Source organism: Variovorax sp. OAS795 (genome assembly GCF_040546685.1).
Lineage (GTDB): Bacteria > Pseudomonadota > Gammaproteobacteria > Burkholderiales > Burkholderiaceae_C > Variovorax.
In genome coordinates this window covers 1403156-1418740 of record NZ_JBEPOH010000001.1, presented here as the reverse complement: position 1 = coordinate 1418740, position 15585 = coordinate 1403156, and the positions used below count along the sequence as shown (strand labels likewise).

18 protein-coding genes are annotated in these 15585 nt (G+C 68.7%); 6 read left to right on the top strand and 12 right to left on the bottom strand.

What is annotated here, in order from left to right; translation table 11 throughout:
- Positions 1-117: 117 nt before the first annotated feature.
- From ABID97_RS06725 to ABID97_RS06715, 3 genes are all read right to left on the bottom strand, one after another.
- Positions 118-1044, bottom strand: a complete 927-nt coding sequence (locus tag ABID97_RS06725; protein WP_354397754.1) for an NAD(P)/FAD-dependent oxidoreductase — start codon at positions 1042-1044, stop codon at positions 118-120.
- A gap of 40 nt (positions 1045-1084) precedes the next feature.
- Positions 1085-2002 (bottom strand): manganese catalase family protein, encoded by a 918-nt coding sequence (locus ABID97_RS06720; RefSeq protein WP_354397753.1) that lies wholly within the window; start codon positions 2000-2002, stop codon positions 1085-1087.
- Positions 2003-2179: 177 nt separating this feature from the next.
- Positions 2180-4234: a S9 family peptidase gene (locus ABID97_RS06715; RefSeq protein WP_354397752.1), complete on the bottom strand. Its 2055-nt coding sequence runs from the start codon at positions 4232-4234 to the stop codon at positions 2180-2182.
- Between the two features lie 241 nt (positions 4235-4475).
- On the opposite strand from ABID97_RS06715, the gene ABID97_RS06710 reads away from it, so the two are divergent.
- Positions 4476-4682, top strand: a complete 207-nt coding sequence (locus ABID97_RS06710; protein ID WP_354397751.1) for a hypothetical protein — start codon at positions 4476-4478, stop codon at positions 4680-4682.
- A gap of 39 nt (positions 4683-4721) precedes the next feature.
- Here ABID97_RS06710 and ABID97_RS06705 read toward each other — a convergent pair whose 3' ends face one another.
- Positions 4722-5405 (bottom strand): alpha/beta hydrolase family protein, encoded by a 684-nt coding sequence (locus ABID97_RS06705; protein WP_354397750.1) that lies wholly within the window; start codon positions 5403-5405, stop codon positions 4722-4724.
- 154 nt (positions 5406-5559) lie between these two features.
- Between ABID97_RS06705 and ABID97_RS06700 the strand changes: the two genes are divergently transcribed.
- Positions 5560-6114, top strand: coding sequence for a DUF4142 domain-containing protein (locus tag ABID97_RS06700; RefSeq protein ID WP_354397749.1), 555 nt, complete (start codon positions 5560-5562; stop codon positions 6112-6114).
- Here the strand turns inward: ABID97_RS06700 and ABID97_RS06695 are convergent.
- Positions 6095-6970 (bottom strand): alpha/beta fold hydrolase, encoded by an 876-nt coding sequence (locus ABID97_RS06695; protein WP_354397748.1) that lies wholly within the window; start codon positions 6968-6970, stop codon positions 6095-6097. The genes ABID97_RS06700 and ABID97_RS06695 overlap by 20 nt on opposite strands.
- On the opposite strand from ABID97_RS06695, the gene ABID97_RS29515 reads away from it, so the two are divergent.
- Positions 6951-7622 carry a four-helix bundle copper-binding protein gene (locus ABID97_RS29515; RefSeq protein WP_503012754.1) on the top strand — a complete coding sequence of 224 codons (672 nt, stop codon included), beginning with the start codon at positions 6951-6953 and terminating at the stop codon, positions 7620-7622. The two genes, ABID97_RS06695 and ABID97_RS29515, sit on opposite strands and share 20 nt — an antisense overlap.
- A 28-nt stretch (positions 7623-7650) precedes the next feature.
- Here the strand turns inward: ABID97_RS29515 and ABID97_RS06685 are convergent, their stop codons facing one another.
- The 5 genes from ABID97_RS06685 to ABID97_RS06665 form a co-directional block, all read right to left on the bottom strand.
- Positions 7651-8028 carry a hypothetical protein gene (locus tag ABID97_RS06685; protein ID WP_354397746.1) on the bottom strand — a complete coding sequence of 126 codons (378 nt, stop codon included), beginning with the start codon at positions 8026-8028 and terminating at the stop codon, positions 7651-7653.
- A gap of 69 nt (positions 8029-8097) precedes the next feature.
- Positions 8098-9348 (bottom strand): dihydrolipoamide acetyltransferase family protein, encoded by a 1251-nt coding sequence (locus ABID97_RS06680; RefSeq protein WP_354397745.1) that lies wholly within the window; start codon positions 9346-9348, stop codon positions 8098-8100.
- The gene (locus ABID97_RS06675) at positions 9349-10362 is read right to left on the bottom strand and encodes an alpha-ketoacid dehydrogenase subunit beta (protein WP_354397744.1); all 1014 of its coding nucleotides are present in this window, start codon (positions 10360-10362) and stop codon (positions 9349-9351) included.
- A gap of 5 nt (positions 10363-10367) precedes the next feature.
- On the bottom strand, positions 10368-11609 hold the full coding sequence (locus ABID97_RS06670; protein ID WP_354397743.1) for a 3-methyl-2-oxobutanoate dehydrogenase (2-methylpropanoyl-transferring) subunit alpha: 1242 nt from the start codon (positions 11607-11609) through the stop codon (positions 10368-10370).
- A 128-nt stretch (positions 11610-11737) separates the two neighbouring features.
- The gene (locus ABID97_RS06665) at positions 11738-12016 is read right to left on the bottom strand and encodes a GIY-YIG nuclease family protein (RefSeq protein WP_354397742.1); all 279 of its coding nucleotides are present in this window, start codon (positions 12014-12016) and stop codon (positions 11738-11740) included.
- Between the two features lie 30 nt (positions 12017-12046).
- Here ABID97_RS06665 and ABID97_RS06660 point away from each other — a divergent pair, with 30 nt between their 5' ends.
- The 3 genes from ABID97_RS06660 to ABID97_RS06650 all read left to right on the top strand — a co-directional run bounded on the left by ABID97_RS06660 (position 12047) and on the right by ABID97_RS06650 (position 13104).
- On the top strand, positions 12047-12316 hold the full coding sequence (locus ABID97_RS06660; protein ID WP_354397741.1) for a helix-turn-helix domain-containing protein: 270 nt from the start codon (positions 12047-12049) through the stop codon (positions 12314-12316).
- Positions 12317-12433: 117 nt separating this feature from the next.
- A complete protein-coding gene (locus ABID97_RS06655; RefSeq protein WP_354397740.1) occupies positions 12434-12745 on the top strand; it encodes a hypothetical protein in 312 nt (103 codons plus the stop codon).
- A 68-nt stretch (positions 12746-12813) separates the two neighbouring features.
- Positions 12814-13104, top strand: a complete 291-nt coding sequence (locus ABID97_RS06650; RefSeq protein ID WP_354397739.1) for a DUF1330 domain-containing protein — start codon at positions 12814-12816, stop codon at positions 13102-13104.
- 34 nt (positions 13105-13138) lie between these two features.
- Here ABID97_RS06650 and ABID97_RS06645 read toward each other — a convergent pair whose 3' ends face one another.
- Both ABID97_RS06645 and glmS read right to left on the bottom strand, forming a co-directional pair.
- Positions 13139-13555: a DUF6766 family protein gene (locus tag ABID97_RS06645; protein ID WP_354397738.1), complete on the bottom strand. Its 417-nt coding sequence runs from the start codon at positions 13553-13555 to the stop codon at positions 13139-13141.
- A 113-nt stretch (positions 13556-13668) separates the two neighbouring features.
- Positions 13669-15549 (bottom strand): glutamine--fructose-6-phosphate transaminase (isomerizing), encoded by a 1881-nt coding sequence (glmS, locus tag ABID97_RS06640; protein ID WP_354397737.1) that lies wholly within the window; start codon positions 15547-15549, stop codon positions 13669-13671.
- Between the last annotated feature and the right edge of the window lie 36 nt (positions 15550-15585).

Genomic DNA, 15585 nt, shown 5'->3' with positions numbered 1-15585 from the left:
TGGATCATTCGGAATAAAGCCGGTGAAAACCGGATCCGGGCGACCAGCATCGACGCCAGTCCAGGGTGCCGCGCAAGCAGAGGCCCACAGGGTTCGTCGGACTGCGCCCACATCGACTCATGCGTCGGTCCGCGCCGGCCAGGCGGGGCCGAGCTCGCGGTGCATGGCCGAGGCCGCGATGGCCGCGCCGCCCATCGCCACCACGATCTGGTTGAGCCCGGAAGACACGTCGCCGGCCGCATACAGGCCGGGCACATGGGTCGCATGGTGGCCGTCGATGCCGACGTAACCCGTTTCGTCGACCGATGCGCCAAGCGCTTCTGCGAGCTTCGAATGCACGGTCACCCCGAGCGCGCAATAGAGGGTGTCGCACAGCGTGCGCGCGCCGGCATGCATCACTTCGATGCGCTCGCCGTCGCGGCGCATGGCGTCCACCGGTGCATCGTTCCAGCGGATGCCGGCCTCGGCCAGCTTGCGGCGATCCTCCGCAGGCAGACCCGGACTGCCCTGCGCCATGAACAGCGTGATGTCGGCGCTGAAGTGGCGCAGGTAGAGCGCCTCTGCCACGCCGGCCGGGCCGTTGGCATAGACGCCCACGGCCTTGCCGATCACCTCGTAGGCATCGCACACCGGGCAATAGCGCAACACGCCGGCATCGAGGGCGTCGCGCACCTGCGGCATGGCGGGCGGGATGTCCGTCACGCCGGTGGCCAGGAGCATGCGACGGCCTTCGATCGGGCCAGCCCGGGTGTCCAGGCGAAAGCCGTCGGGCACTCGCGCTGCCCGCTCGACGAAGCCGTGCACGATGCGTACCGGGTAGCTGCGCAACTGGTCCCGCAGCATGTCGCGCACCTCCGCGCCGGAGACCCCTTCTGCAAAGCCCGGATAGTTGTGCGAGCGCGGGATCTTCTCGATGCGGCTTTGCCCCGCATCGACCAGCACAACGGAGCGGCGAAACCGCGCCAGGTAGATGGCCGCCACGAGCCCGGCCGGGCCGCCACCCACGACGACCGCATCGGCCAGGGATTCGCGTGCGGTCGGCACGATGACAACGGCTGGGGGCGGCGCGCAGCGCGAGTTCGGGCTAGCCCTTGGGCTTGCCCAGTTCCGTGGCCAGCTCGTCGAGGGCGGCGTCGTCCGACATGCCCAGCTCGGCACCGGTCGGGGGATTGCCGGTGGGGTCGGAAGCCGTCCGCACGGCCATGGCTTCCACCGCGGCCTGGTCTTCCGCGGTGAGCTGCACGGAGGGTTCGCCCGAGCCACCGTCCACCGCCATCTGCTGGTCGGGCTTGCCGACGTATTCCCATTTTTCGCCCTGGTTCCAGGGGCCGCGCACCTCGCCGCCCTTGGACATGTCGAAGTAGACCTTCGTGAACTCGGGCATGCCTGGCAGCTTGCCCGGCGGGAAGTTCGGCTGGATGGCGTAGAGCGCCTTCTCGAACGATTTCTGGTGCGCGATCTCGCGCGTCATCAGGAAGCCGAGCGCCTCCTTCACGCCCGGATCGTCCGTGAGGTTGATCAGCCGCTCGTAGACGATCTTGGCACGCGCCTCGGCCGCGATGTTGGAGCGCAGGTCGGCCGTGGGTTCGCCGATGGTGTCGATGTAGGCGGCCGTCCAGGGCACGCCGGCCGAGTTGACCAGCGCGGGGCCGCCGCCATAGAGCACCTGCGTGACATGGCTGTCGTTGCCCGCGCCGGTGATGGTGCGGAAGGCTTCCGCCTCGGCGTCGACCCCTTCGGCCAGCCGCCCCTTGGCGCCCTTGTTGAGCATCGCGACGATGGTGCCGATGACTTCGAGATGGCTCAACTCTTCCGTAGCGATGTCGAACAGCATGTCCTTGCGCCCGGGGTCGTCCTCGCCCACGGCCTGGGTGAAATAGCGGCAGGCCGCGGCCAGCTCCCCCTGCGGGCCGCCGAACTGTTCGAGCATGAGGTTGGCAAGGCCCGGATTGGTCTCGCTGACGCGGACGGTGTATTGCAGTCGCTTGTTGTGGGAGAACATGCGTGGAGCTCCTTTGCAGAAATGAAAAGAAGAAAAGGACGAGTGCGGCCTTTCATGTTGCAAAGACCCGCGCCCTCCGGACTCGGCATGCGCGCCACGCTGTTGTAGGTTGAGTCCGGCTCCGGCCGGGTCGCTCCTCGCTCTTCTGCATGCGTGTGCGCGTGCGCGGGCGTGTCTTCAACCGCTTTCGGCATGCAGCGGCCTGCCCTCCGCGCTCGGCTCTTCGGCACGCTCCTGCCCGGTGCCGCGCTGGACCGGGGCATCAGAGAAGCGAACGATCCAATCGATGATCCGGCGGGCCGCGTCCTCGCGGCACGAGGGTGCGCCGCTGCCGAGAAAGCCATGCGTCTCACCCGGGTAGAGCACCAGTTCCGTCGGCGTGTCGCCCGCCCGCGCCAGCGACACGAACAGCTCTTCGGACTGGCACTTGGGGCAGCGCTCGTCGTCCTTGCCCTGCATGAAGAGCGTTGGCGTCTTCGACTTGCCGATGTGCTGCAGAGGCGACAGCCTGGTGGCGAGCTCGCGGTCGAACGCCGGCGAACTGGCCATGTAGAAGGGATCGGCGTAGTAGCCACCGTCGGAGGTGCCGAAATGGGTCTCGATGTTGCCGACGGGTGCCATCACCACGGCGGCGGCAAACGCGTCGGAGTTGCCGGTGGCGTAGCCGCTCAGGTATCCCCCGTACGACTTTCCCGAGATGGCCACGCGGCCGTCCGACACCCCGTCGGCGCGCAGCCGCTCGATGGCCGCGAGGTGCTGCGGCAAGTCGCGGCTGCCCCAATGCCCCGCGAGCCTCCGGCAGAAGTCGCGGCCATAGCTGGCGGAGCCGACCGCGTTCAGGGCCAGCACTGCCCACCCTCTGGCGCACAGCACCTGCCAGAAGACGTTGGTGTCGAAGTCGAGCAGCGCGTAGCTCGCCGGGCCGCCGTGCACGTCGTTCAGCAAGGGCTGGGGCCGGGTGCAGCCACGTGCGCGAAGAAGCCAGCCCTCGATGCGCTCGGTGCCGCCCCGGCCATCGGGCACGTCGAACTCCACCGTGTGCGCGTCGATGCCGATGCGGTCCTGCCACCATGGGTTCAAACGGCTCAGCTGCCGTTCCATGGCGGGCTGGGCGCCGGGGCCTTCCCCACCTTCGTCGCAGCGCGGCCGTGCCCACAGCTCGCTGGGCAGCGACGGATGGTCCACGCTGTAGACAAAATGCCGCGCCGAACAGCCGAAGACGCCGAGCTGACGGTCTCCGCCAGCGAGCACCTGCAGCGACTCCTGCGCCACGTCGAGCGAGACGATCTGGTGCCGCCCGCGATGTGCCCGCGTGAACACCAGGCGGCTGGCATCAGGCGTCCATTGCACCGAGCCGGGATCGGCCACGTCCACCGTGTCTTCGCACAGTGCGCGCACCTTGCCCGACGGCAGGTCGAGGATCCACAGCCGCGGCTCGGCATCCCCCTCTTCGCGCGCGCCGGTGAAGGCGATGCGTTGACCGTCGGGGGACCAGCACGGCTGCATCACGATGGCGTGGTCGTGCGTCAGGCGGCGCGCGTTGCGGCCGTCCGCATCGCACACCCAGAGATCGTTGCAGTGCGCAAAGCGTCCTTCCCGCGTGCGCGCGAAGGCAATGCGCCGCCCATCCGGCGAGACATCGAAGGCGAGCACGTCGAAAGCGCCGTCCGTCAGCTGGGTATGCCTGCCGCTGGCCGCATCGAGCCGGAACAGGTGGAACTCCCGCTGCAGCAGATAACCCACCCCGTCCTCCTTGTAGGGCAGGCGCCATGCGAGCTCCGGCATGCATCTGCGTGTTTCGGGCGGCTTGCCGTGGCCGCGTGCGCCGCGCAGGTCCGGGTCGGTCTTGACCGCGGCCGCGACCACCAGCGAGCGGCCGTCGGGCGCCCACCGCAGATTGGACACGCTCTGCGGAAATGCGCCGAGCTGCCACGCCTCGCCGCCGTCGCGCCGTATCAGGTGCACCTGCGGAGATCCCCCGCGGTCCGACAGGAACGCGAGCCGCTTTCCGTCCGGCGACCAGCGCGGCGACTCGTCCCGCCCCGGGGCGCGCGTGAGCTGCCGGGCGGCCGAGCCGTCCAGCGCAAAGGTCCAGATGCACGAGACGTAGCTGTCTTTCTCGCAATCGACCGACAGCACGGCGCAAGCCGCGAGCTCGAGCCCCGGTGCGCAGTGCACATCGAGGATCTTCTGGTGCAGGTACAGGTCTTCGACGCTGAAGTGTTGCGTCATGGTGGCTCCCTTCTCTTGGTCACAGTCACAGCATCGGAAAGAGGCAAACCGCGTGCCCGGACCGATCCCCGCACCTGCTTGCCGGCAGCTGCACCGCAAGCAAGGCGTGCCGCAGAAAGAGAGGCCTGCGCACGCAGTGGCCCAGGAGAAATCGTCCTGCATCCCCCGCCCTTTCCGTCCGACTGTTCCTGCGTGCGCCCGGGCCGCACGATGGCCGCTCGCGAACCACTGGAGCACAGCCATGACACGCAAGCAATCGCCCGACGCACCGGCGGATTCCGCACCCCTCAAGCCCAGCGAACTGCCGCTGGAGGCCGAGGTGCGTGCGAAGGATCTCGAACTGGACGAACCGGCAACGCCGGAAGAACTGGAAGGCATGGATGGCGATGAAGCGCAGCCCGGAACGGGCGAGAACGCGCCGGGCTTCCTGAAGCGCCGCAAGCCCTGAACGGCGATCCGCGCAGTCCTCGCGGGCCCGCCGCCGGGTTCATGCGTCGCCGCCGGTGACCTCGTTCATCCAGCGCAACAGCTCGTCGACGAACCGGCGCTGCGCCTGCTCGCTCGACAGCGCGTGATCCGCCCCTTCGAGCACGCGGTAACTGAGCGACCGCGCGTTTTTGAACGACGTCCTGTAGCTCTTCACGGCGGGATGGGGCACCGTGTCGTCGTGTTCGGATTCGACCAGCAGGACGTCACCCCCGAACGTCTCGCAGGCGGCCAGCGCCGCGTTGTCTTCCGGGCCGCGGACCCTGCGGCGATAGTGGTCGAGGTCGTCCTTGTCCAGCGCTTCCTTGGGAACACGCCAGTCCTCGTCGCGGTACAGGGCCGGCGAGCGGAGCGCCATCCACTGGAGCGGCCTTTGCGCGCTCAGGAGCGCGCCGAGATAGCCGCCATAGCTGAAGCCGATGAACGCGACCGCGCGCGGCTGGAAGTCCTCGCGCTCCACGAGGCTGTCGTAGGCGGCCACGAGTTCCTTGAGGTTCTGGTCGCGATTCATCTTGCGACGCGAGCCGCGGCGCTTGCGCTCGCCCGGAAAATCGATGCGGCGGACGCTCCAGTCCTCGGCGGCCAAGGCCTCGCAGATCCGGTCGTACGACGGGTCGTCGCAGTCGTCCCAGCCGGATGCAAGGAGCACCGCGGGCTTTTGCCCTTTGCGCGCGTTATTCGGCATTGCGAAAGAATTCACGGGCAGTCATTTTGCGCATGCCGTCATGGATGAGCACGGATGCAGCCACCGTCCGACACGGCGCGGTGCGCCGAAGACTTAGATTGGTCCTGTCCCCGGCGACGGTCGGGCCGGCTACTGCAGGCTTGCAAGGAGAATCATGAAAACGCCCGAACCCCTGCTGCGCGCGCTCGCGCTGGCCTGCATGGCGGCGCTCGCCGCGGGATGCGCGGCGCCGCTGGATCCGGCCGCGCCCGACACGCGGGCAAGCCGCACAGGCGGGCTGCAAGACCCGCAGTTCGTCACCGCGGCGGCCGGCAATGGCCGCTACGAGGTCCAGGCCTCGCGCCTGGCCATGTACCGCGCCGCCAGCCCGCAGGTGCGGGCCTACGCGCAGATGCTGGTCGACCATCACACACGGGCCCACAGCGAGCTCATGGAACTGGTGCGTGCCAGGGGCATGCGGCTTCCGGGCGTGCTGCCGCGCGGCAAGCATGCCAAGCTCGACCGGCTGGCCTCGGCCACGGGAGACGAGTTCGATCGCATCTATGTCCGGCTCGTCGGCATCGAAGACCACCAGGCCGACATCGCGCTTTTCGAACGTGCGGGGCGTGAACTCCGAGATCCCGAACTGCGGGCCTGGGCGAACAAGACCCTGCCGACCCTGCGCTCGCACCTGGAGGCCGCACGGTCGCTCAACCTGGCGGCACGCTGAGCGTGGATTCGGCACCGGCAAGAAACTCGATCAGGGACGCGTTCACCTCCCCCGGCATCTCGTGGTGCAGCCAGTGCGTGGCGCGCGGCAGGTGCACCACCTCGCAGTCGCTGCAGAAGGCCGCGCCTGCTTCGGCCAGGCCGCTGGAAAGCGCCGGGTCGGCATCGCCCCAAAGCACCTTCACCGGGATCTCGATGCGGCGCCGCAGGGGCCTGGCGAGCGGCATGGCGCGGTACCAGTTCAGCATGGCCTGCAGCGCGCCCTCGCGCGACCACGCCTCGCGGTACCTGGCGAGCTCGGCCTCGTCGAAGCTGCCGGGCAGGCTGCTGCCGGAGAGCGTCAGCGCCAGCAGCGCATGATCGTTCGCGCGCAGCGCCATCTCGGGCAGCCAGGGCATCTGGAAGAAGCCGACATAGGCGCTTCGCACGGCTTGCAGCGGATGCGTGAACGCATAGGTTGCCAGCGTTGCCGGATGCGGCGCATTGAGGATCGCGAGGCGGCTCAGCCGTGCGGGCTCTCGCGCGGCAAGATGCCACGCCACGATGCCGCCCCAGTCGTGGCCAACGACCGCAAAGCGCTCGTGCCCGAGCTGGCTGCACAGGGCGCAGACATCGTCGGCCAGCGTGTCGAGCGCATAGGCGCGGACGCCGGCGGGCTTGCCCGACTCGCCGTAGCCGCGCTGGTCGGGTGCGATCACCTGCCAGCCGGCGCCGGCGAGCGGCTCCATCTGCCAGTGCCAGCCGTACCAGAACTCCGGGAAGCCATGCAGCAGGACCAGCGGCGGCCCGTCGGCGGGCCCGCAGGTGGCCAGGTGGAAGCTCACCCCGTTGGCGGCGATGCGCCTGTGGTTGATCACCGCGATCCCAGCGCGATCCAGTCCGCAATGCCGAGGGATCGATGGGCCAGGCCGTCGCTGCGAAGTGTGGTGTTCATCGAAGATGCTCCTTGGGTTGGCCTTGTGTTGGACAAGAACGAATGCAAGGCGGGATGCTCTTCGCCGTCCGATGCAGCGGCGTAGGAGAAAAGGCGATGCACGCGTCAGCGCCGCTTGCAGCTCGTGCAAGGCCCTGCTCATCGGTAGCGGCGCCGGGTCGCACGCCCATCTCACGCGGCCCGGCGGATTGCTCCTACACAGGCCGGCGACTGCCGGGCGAGAGTTTTTCTTCCAGGAGAAAACAATGCCACATGAAACCTACGCCGCATGCATCGAGGCCTGCAACGCGTGCGCCACGGCATGCAACCACTGCGCCGCGGCCTGCCTGAAGGAACCTGACGCCGCAATGATGGCCAGGTGCGTCGCGCTCGACATGGACTGCGCGGCCACCTGCCAGTTGGCCGCCGCCACCATGGCGCGCGGCGGCGAGTTTGCCAACGCCATTTGCGCACTGTGCGCGGAAATCTGCCAGGCCTGCGGCGAAGAATGCGGCAGGCACGAGCACGGGCACTGCCAGGCGTGCGCCAAGGCCTGCCGGGATTGCGCGGCCGCCTGCCGCGCCATGGCGGGCTGAGCCGCGGCTGGCCTGCGAGCGGTGTCGCTCAGCGCCTTGCGCGCAGCAGCTCCGCTTCTTTTGCAAGCGCCACCGCTTCGACCACCTGCGCCAGGGTAAGCGGTCCGGTGAGTTCGACCCTGCCGTCGACGACGCTCTGCAGCGCCGCGCTTCCCTCGCGTCCGGTCAGCCAGGCAAACGCCGACGTGATCGAGCCGCCGCCGAACCTGGCGCGCAGCGCCTCCGAGGCGGCGCGGCTGACCTCCACGAACGCAGCATGATCGGCCGCGGCAGACGCGGCGCGCACGACGACGCAGAAGGCCTCGAGCTTGTCGGCCTCGGCACGCAGGCGGCTTGCGTCGGCTGCACGGGGAGCGTCGCCATCGCGAGGCGGTTCGAGGGGATCGGTGGAGGGGTCGGGAAGCATGGGGGCATTCGTTGCAGCGAGCCTTCGATTGTCGCGGCAGGCGGTGCCGATGCCTGGATTCACGACCTCTCACTCGATGAAAAGCAGCGCCGGGCATTCGAGCGAGGCCCGAACGGCCTGGATGAATTCAGCCGCGAGCTGCCCGTCCACCACGCGGTGGTCGAAGGAAGAAGACAGGTTCATCATGCGCCGCGCGGCCACCGCGCCGTCCCGCATCACCGGCCGCTGCACGATGCGGTTGACGCCGACGATCGCCACTTCGGGCGCGTTGATGATCGGCGTGGAAACAATGCCGCCCAGCGCGCCGAGGCTGGTGACCGTGATGGTGGAACCGTTGAGTTCCCCGCGCGTGGCCCGGCCGGCACGTGCGGCATCGGCCAGGCGCGCGATCTCGGTCGCGCTGGACCAGAGGTCGCGTGCTTCCGCGTGGCGCAGCACGGGCACCATGAGGCCGGCGGGCGCCTGGGTGGCGATGCCGACATGCACCGCGCCGTGGCGCGTGAGCACGCCTTTCTCGTCGTCGAAGCGGGCGTTGACCTGCGGAAAGCGCGGCACCGCGATCACGATGGCGCGCACCAGCAGCGGCAGCAGCGTGAGGTGCGCGCGACCTTCGCCCCAGCGTTCGTTGAGCTGGGCGCGCAGCAGTTCCAGCTCGGTGACGTCGACCTCCTCCACATAGGTGAAGTGCGGAATGCGGCGCGTTGCGTCCTGCATGCGCTCGGCGATGCGGCGCCGCACGCCGGTGATGGGCACGGCCTCCTCGTCGTCGCGCTCCGCAAGGGGTGGCGCAGCCGGCGCCGGCGGGCCGGGCCGGCGGACCAGCCAGGCGTCGAGGTCCTCGTGCAGGATGCGGCCCTGGCCGCCGCTTCCCGGTACCTGCCGAAGGTCGATGCCGAGGCGCGCGGCGCGATGGCGCACCGCGGGCGCGGCGAGCGGCTTGGCGGACGATGGGGGTGCCGGTTCGGCCGCCGGGGACGCCGGCGCTTGCGCGAGTACAGGGGCAGGCACTTGCGAGGTTGCAGGTGCAGGTTCGAGGGCAGGTGCTGGCGCGGCATGCGCCGCTTGCGCCTCGGATTCGGCTTCGACATCGATCCGGATCAACTCCGCGCCCACCGCCATCTGCCGCCCCACTTCACCGCCGAGCGCGAGCACCTTGCCCGCGACCGGCGAGGGAATCTCGACCGTGGCCTTGTCGGTCATCACGTCGGCCAGCACCTGGTCTTCGGCCACGGTGTCGCCGGGCTGCACGCGCCACGCCACCAGTTCCACTTCGGCAATGCCCTCGCCGAGGTCCGGCACCTTGATCGCATGCGTGGCCATTCAGTTCTCCATGGCGCGCCGGAATGCAGCGCCGACGCGCGCCGGACCCGGGAAGTAGGCCCACTCCTGCGCATGCGGGTAGGGCGTGTCCCAGCCGGCCACGCGGCCGATCGGTGCCTCCAGGTGATGGAAGCAATGCTCCTGCACCAGCGCCGCCAGCTCGGCCCCGAAGCCGCTGGTGCGCGTGGCCTCGTGCACGATCACGCAGCGCCCGGTCTTCTTCACCGACGCGACGATCGCCTCCAGGTCCAGCGGCCACAGACTGCGCAGGTCGATGATCTCGGCATCGATGCCGGTTTCCCTCGCGGCCGCTTCCGAGACGAAGACCATGGTGCCGTAGCTGACCACCGTCAGGTCGGCGCCGGGACGGAACACGCTGGCCGATTCGAGCGGCACCGTGTAGTAGCCCTCGGGCACCTCGCCCAGCGGATGGCCGGTCCAGGACACCAGCGGACGGTCGTGGTGGCCGTCGAAGGGGCCGTTGTACAGCCGCTTGGGCTCCAGGAAGACAACCGGGTCGTCGTTCTCGATCGAGGCGATCAGCAGGCCCTTGGCGTCGCGCGGGTTGGAGGGCATCACGGTGCGCAGCCCGCAGACATGGGTGAACAGCACCTCCGGGCTCTGGCTGTGCGTCTGGCCGCCATAGATGCCGCCGCCGCAGGGCATGCGGATGGTGATCGGCGCGGTGAAATCGCCCGCCGACCGGTAGCGCAGGCGCGCCGCCTCGGACACGATCTGGTCGTAGGCGGGATACACGTAGTCGGCAAACTGCACTTCCACCACCGGACGCAAGCCATAGGCGCCCATGCCGATCGCCGAGCCGACGATGCCGCCCTCGTTGATGGGCGCATCGAACACGCGCGAGCGTCCGTACTTGGCCTGCAGCCCTTCGGTGCAGCGGAACACGCCGCCGAAGTAGCCCACGTCCTGGCCGTAGACGATCACGTTGGCGTCGCGCTCGAGCATCACGTCCATGGCGGAACGCAGGGCCTGGATCATGGTCATCGAAGCCATGGCGCTCAACCCTCCGACGCCAGCTGTTCGCGCTGCCGCTTCAAGTGCTCGGGCATGTCCTTGTAGACGTCGTCGAACATGGTCGCGGCGCCGGCGACGTGGCCGTCGGCCATGGAGCCGAAGCGCTCGGCCTCCTTGAGCGCCGCGTTCACCTGCGCTTCCAGCTCCGCCTGCGTGCGCTCGTGCTCCTGCTGCGACCAGGCGCCGAGGATCGTGAGATGTCTGGCAAGGCGCGGGATCGGATCGCCGAGCGGAAAATGCGCCCAGTCGTCGGCCGGCCGGTAGCGCGACGGGTCGTCCGAGGTCGAGTGCGCGCCCGCGCGGTAGGTCACCCATTCGATCAGCGTGGGGCCGAGGTTGCCGCGGGCGCGCTCCGCGGCCCAGCGCGAGGCGGCCAGCACCGCGAGAAAGTCGTTGCCGTCGACGCGCAGCGAGGCAATGCCGCAGCCGACGCCGCGCGCCGCGAAGGTGGTCGCTTCACCGCCCGCAATCGCCTGGAAGGTCGAGATCGCCCACTGGTTGTTGACCACGTTGAGGATCACCGGCGCGCGGTACACATGGGCGAACGTCAGCGCGGTGTGGAAGTCGGATTCGGCCGTGGCGCCGTCGCCGATCCACCCTGACGCGATGCGCGTGTCGCCCTTGATGGCCGATGCCATGCCCCAGCCCACCGCCTGGATGAACTGCGTGGCCAGGTTGCCCGAGATCGAGAAGAACCCCGCCCGCTTCATCGAATAGCACACCGGCAGCTGCCGCCCCTTGAGCGGATCGCGCTCGTTGGACATCAGTTCGCAGATCAGTTCGACCATCGACACGTCGTCGCGCACCAGCAGCAGCCCCTGCTGGCGGTACGTGGGAAAGCACATGTCGCCCGGCTGCAGCGCGAGCGCATGGCCGGTGGCAACAGCCTCTTCGCCGAGGCACTGGATGTAGAACGAGATCTTCTTCTGCCGCTGCGCGATGAGCATGCGGGCGTCGAAGGCCCGTGTCTTCATCATTGCGCGAAGCCCCCGTCGCAACAATTCGGGAGCGGCGTCGGGCACCCATGGACCAACGGCGCGGCCTTCGTCGTCGAGCACGCGCACCAGCGTGTAGGCCAGGTCGGCCGTGTCGGCGGGCGATGCATCGACCGGCGGTTTTCGCACTTCGCCGGCACGCGACAGGGGGAGATAGGAGAAATCGGTCTCGCGCCCCGGCCGCCCGGTGGGCTCCGGCACATGCAGACGAAGAGGTGCGCCCTGGCTCATCGCGTGGTCTCCGCGCTCGATGGAATCGCTCGCCAGAAAAGCCTAGCGAATTTCCGCCCGAAGCGCAGTCGGCCAAGCGCGTATTTCTCGCTCGATCCGCGACGCCGGCAGCGCGCGGGAGGCGTGCCTCAGGCCGCAGCTTCGAAGAAGGCGAGCTTCCGGGCGCGAGGCAGCGCCTTGACCTTGATTTCGGCACGCAGCGCACTTCCCTTGTCGGCGTATTCGCGGGCGGCCAGAACGCGCAGCGGCGGACGCGCGCGCGTGAATTTGGCGCCCAGCCCGAACACATGCTGGAAGAAGCGCTGCTCCACGTCGATCGCGATCCCCGTGTAGTACACGCCGCCTTCGCATTCGAGCAGGTAGAGCCAGTAGGGCACGGGGCCGGATATGCAGGCGGTGGGAGGCATGGCCCGGGATTGTGCAGCGACAATATCCCGATGGCCCAAGGCAAACGCATCTCGGCGGACATCGACAGCGGCGCCCTCGAGGCGATCCGGCGCATGGGCGCGGCAGCCAGGCTGGCACGTACCCAGGCCGGTGAAGGCCAGGCCACGGCGGCCACGCGGCTGGGCGTGCATGTCCAGACGGTGGCCCGCATCGAATCGGGCGAACCGGGCGTCGCCATCGGGCACGTGCTGGGCATGCTCGCGCTCTACGGCATCGGCACCGAGCTGCAGCTCCCCGGCAACACCAGGCCCGACGCCTGAGCGGTTCATCCGCGGGCTGCGAGCCGGCGGGAGCAGGCGTACAGTGGGGTGACCGAGCCCGCCGACGCTGGCAGCCATCGCAGCCACATCGGGGCTCTCCACGAATGGAGGTCGACGATGGCCCAGCATGCGATTACCGCGCTTCACTTCAAGGACGGTGCGATGGATCTCGTCGCCATTCATCCGGTCGCGGAGCGGGAGTTCGGTTCGAAAGACTTTTCCCTCGGCACCGCGCAGCGAATCAGCGTGGCGGAATGCGCCACGCTCCTTGCCGCCGGCGAGGAGGTGTGCCTGGCGCGGCGCACCGAGAACCATGGCTGGGAGGTTCTCTGCGACGTGGAGCTCCTGCCGGGCGGCGCCGGCATCACGGGCGTGGACATCGTCGGGCGCCCTAACGATGCCTTGCAGCAGCTTCCCGTGTGGGACTGAGGCCGGGCGACGCGCTGCAAGCCGCCGCGCGCTATATTGCGCGCTCAGCAATAGAGAGAGAAATCAACATGGCAAAAGCCTATTGGGTCAGCGCGTACCGCGCGGTCAACGACGCCGACAAACTTGCGGCCTACGCGAAACTGGCCGGTCCCGCCATCGCCGCCGGCGGCGGGCGCTTCCTGGCGCGCGGCATGCCCGCCGAGGTCTACGAACACGGTCTGGCGCAACGCACCGTGCTGATCGAATTCGACAGCGTCGAGCATGCCAAGGCCGTGCACGACAGCCCCGACTACCAGGCCGCGCTGGCCGCGCTGGGCGACGGTGTCGAGCGGGACCTGCGAATCGTCGAAGGCGTCTAACCGGGCCGGTGGCTGGCCCGACGGGGCACGTCGCCTATTCCTTGCCTCTCGCGCCCCGGACCCATCGCGGGTCGGTGTGGCGCCCGCTGTATTCCCGGTCGATCTCGTCGATCAGCTTGTCGGCATTCTTCGGGTCGACCGCGGCAAGGATCGCCTCGATCTTCGCCTCCACCCGGTCGTCGCCTTCCTTCGATTGCGGCGAGCCCAGGAAGAGCAGGAACGCGAGGCCGCCCACCTGCCACAACAGCTGCAGGAACTCGGACTGCCAGTTCTCCAGCGTGTCGCGCATCATCTCGACCAGGTAGTTGTTGAACTCGACGGGATGGGCGAATTGCGTCTGCTCATTCACATAGGCGAACCAGCCGAAGACCCAGTGGCCCACGAGCGAAATGAGAAAAAAACCAAGCGTGACCCAGGCGAAGCCGTAAAGCTTCCAGACGGATTTCTTCATGCGGGAGCTCCCTTGTTGTTCGACAAGGGAAATGTGGCCGCGTGCAGGGGCCGGGCGGGAAGGAGAACGCCGACGTTGCGTCGTTGGAGCGTCCTACGCCGCTGCGCCTGCCCTCACTCCACCGTCACGCTCTTGGCCAGGTTGCGCGGCTTGTCGACGTCGGTTCCGCGCGCGCAGGCCGTGTGGTACGCCAGCAATTGCAGCGGCACCACGTGCAGCAGCGGGGAGAGCGCGCCGTAGTGCTCCGGCATGCGGATCACGTGCAGGCCTTCGCTGCCCTTGATCCTGGTGTCGCCGTCGGCCAGCACGTAGAGCACGCCGCCGCGCGCGCGCACTTCCTGCAGGTTGCTCTTGAGCTTCTCGAGCAGGGTGTCGTTGGGCGCCACGGCCACCACGGGCATCTCGCTCGTGACCAGCGCGAGCGGGCCGTGCTTGAGCTCGCCGGCGGCATAGGCCTCGGCGTGGATGTAGGTCACTTCCTTGAGCTTGAGCGCGCCTTCGAGTGCGATCGGATAGTGCAGCCCGCGGCCGAGGAACAACGCGTTGTCCTTGCGTGCGAAGTCTTCGGCCCAGCCGATGATCTGCGGCTCGAGCGCGAGCACCGATTGCAGCGCCACGGGCAGGTGGCGCATCTCCTTCAGGTAGCGCGCCTCGTCGGCTTCGCTCAGGCGGCCCTTGCTTTGCGCAATGGCCAGCGTCAGCAGGAACAGGCCAGCCAGCTGCGTGGTGAAGGCCTTGGTCGAGGCCACGCCAATTTCCACGCCGGCGCGCGTGATGTAGGCGAGCTTGCATTCGCGCACCATCGCGCTCGTGGCCACGTTGCAGATGGTGAGGGTCTGCTCCATGCCGAGCGAGCGCGCATGCTTGAGCGCGGCCAGGGTGTCGGCGGTTTCTCCGGACTGGCTGATGGTGACCACCAGCGTCCTGGGGTCGGGCACCGACTCGCGGTAGCGGTATTCGCTCGCGATCTCGACCTGCGTCGAGATCTTCGCGATGCCTTCGAGCCAGTACTTGGCGGTGCAGCCGCTGTAGTAGCTGGTGCCGCAGGCCAGGATGAGGATCTTGTCGATGTCCTTGAACACGCGGTGCGCGCTGGCGCCGGTGGCGCCGTCCTGCCCGATGCCGTCGAACAGCTCGGGCACGATGCCGGCCACGCCTTCGAGCGTGTCGCCGATGGCGCGCGGCTGCTCGAAGATTTCCTTCTGCATGTAGTGGCGGTAGGGGCCGAGCTCGGCCGCGCCGCTGTGCGCCTGCACGGTGCGCACCTGGCGCTCCACGGGCTTGTGGTGGCGGTCGACGATCCAGTACTTGCCGGGCTGCACATCGACCACGTCGCCCTCTTCGAGGTAGACGATCTGGTCGGTCACGCCGGCCAGTGCCATGGCATCGCTCGCGAGGAAGTTCTCGCCGCCTTCCTTGCCCGCGCCGAGGATCAGCGGCGAGCCTGCGCGCGCACCGACCACGCGCTGCGGCTCGTCGCGGCAGATCACCGCGATGGCGTAGGCGCCGTGCAGCTGCAGCACCGCGGCTTTCACGGCTTCGAACAGATCGCCGTCATAGAGGCTGTCGACCAGGTGGGCGATGACCTCGGTGTCGGTCTGGCTCTCGAACACGTAGCCCCTGGCTTCGAGCGCCGCGCGCAAGGATTCGTGGTTCTCGATGATGCCGTTGTGAACCAGCCCGATGCGGCCGGGCCGGGTGCCCTGCGCATCGGCACCGGGGCCGTGGCTGAAATGCGGGTGCGCGTTGTGCACGGCCGGCGCGCCGTGCGTGGCCCAGCGCGTGTGGGCGATGCCGGTCAGGCCTTCGACATGGTCCTCGCGCACCTGGGTGACGAGGTCCGCCACGCGCGAGGTGGTGCGCGCCCGCGTGAGGCCGCCCGCATGAACCGCCACGCCACAGGAGTCGTAGCCGCGGTATTCGAGCCGCTGGAGGCCCTGCACGAGGACGGGAACGATGTTGCGATGGGACGCTGCTCCGACGATGCCGCACATGGTGAGTTGCCTTGGAAGAAGGTGAAGACCTGATGG

What these genes read in the sequence shown, in the direction of transcription:
- ABID97_RS06720 (WP_354397753.1), bottom strand. Translation starts at nt 2,002, where the DNA reads ATGTTCTCCCACAACAAGCGACTGCAATACACCGTCCGCGTCAGCGAG.
- ABID97_RS06715 (WP_354397752.1), bottom strand. Translation starts at nt 4,234, where the DNA reads ATGACGCAACACTTCAGCGTCGAAGACCTGTACCTGCACCAGAAGATC.
- ABID97_RS06710 (WP_354397751.1), top strand. Translation starts at nt 4,476, where the DNA reads ATGACACGCAAGCAATCGCCCGACGCACCGGCGGATTCCGCACCCCTC.
- ABID97_RS06705 (WP_354397750.1), bottom strand. Translation starts at nt 5,405, where the DNA reads ATGCCGAATAACGCGCGCAAAGGGCAAAAGCCCGCGGTGCTCCTTGCA.
- ABID97_RS06700 (WP_354397749.1), top strand. Translation starts at nt 5,560, where the DNA reads ATGAAAACGCCCGAACCCCTGCTGCGCGCGCTCGCGCTGGCCTGCATG.
- ABID97_RS29515 (WP_503012754.1), top strand. Translation starts at nt 6,951, where the DNA reads ATGCGCCTGTGGTTGATCACCGCGATCCCAGCGCGATCCAGTCCGCAA.
- ABID97_RS06685 (WP_354397746.1), bottom strand. Translation starts at nt 8,028, where the DNA reads ATGCTTCCCGACCCCTCCACCGATCCCCTCGAACCGCCTCGCGATGGC.
- ABID97_RS06680 (WP_354397745.1), bottom strand. Translation starts at nt 9,348, where the DNA reads ATGGCCACGCATGCGATCAAGGTGCCGGACCTCGGCGAGGGCATTGCC.
- ABID97_RS06675 (WP_354397744.1), bottom strand. Translation starts at nt 10,362, where the DNA reads ATGGCTTCGATGACCATGATCCAGGCCCTGCGTTCCGCCATGGACGTG.
- ABID97_RS06670 (WP_354397743.1), bottom strand. Translation starts at nt 11,609, where the DNA reads ATGAGCCAGGGCGCACCTCTTCGTCTGCATGTGCCGGAGCCCACCGGG.
- ABID97_RS06665 (WP_354397742.1), bottom strand. Translation starts at nt 12,016, where the DNA reads ATGCCTCCCACCGCCTGCATATCCGGCCCCGTGCCCTACTGGCTCTAC.
- ABID97_RS06660 (WP_354397741.1), top strand. Translation starts at nt 12,047, where the DNA reads ATGGCCCAAGGCAAACGCATCTCGGCGGACATCGACAGCGGCGCCCTC.
- ABID97_RS06655 (WP_354397740.1), top strand. Translation starts at nt 12,434, where the DNA reads ATGGCCCAGCATGCGATTACCGCGCTTCACTTCAAGGACGGTGCGATG.
- ABID97_RS06650 (WP_354397739.1), top strand. Translation starts at nt 12,814, where the DNA reads ATGGCAAAAGCCTATTGGGTCAGCGCGTACCGCGCGGTCAACGACGCC.
- ABID97_RS06645 (WP_354397738.1), bottom strand. Translation starts at nt 13,555, where the DNA reads ATGAAGAAATCCGTCTGGAAGCTTTACGGCTTCGCCTGGGTCACGCTT.
- glmS (WP_354397737.1), bottom strand. Translation starts at nt 15,549, where the DNA reads ATGTGCGGCATCGTCGGAGCAGCGTCCCATCGCAACATCGTTCCCGTC.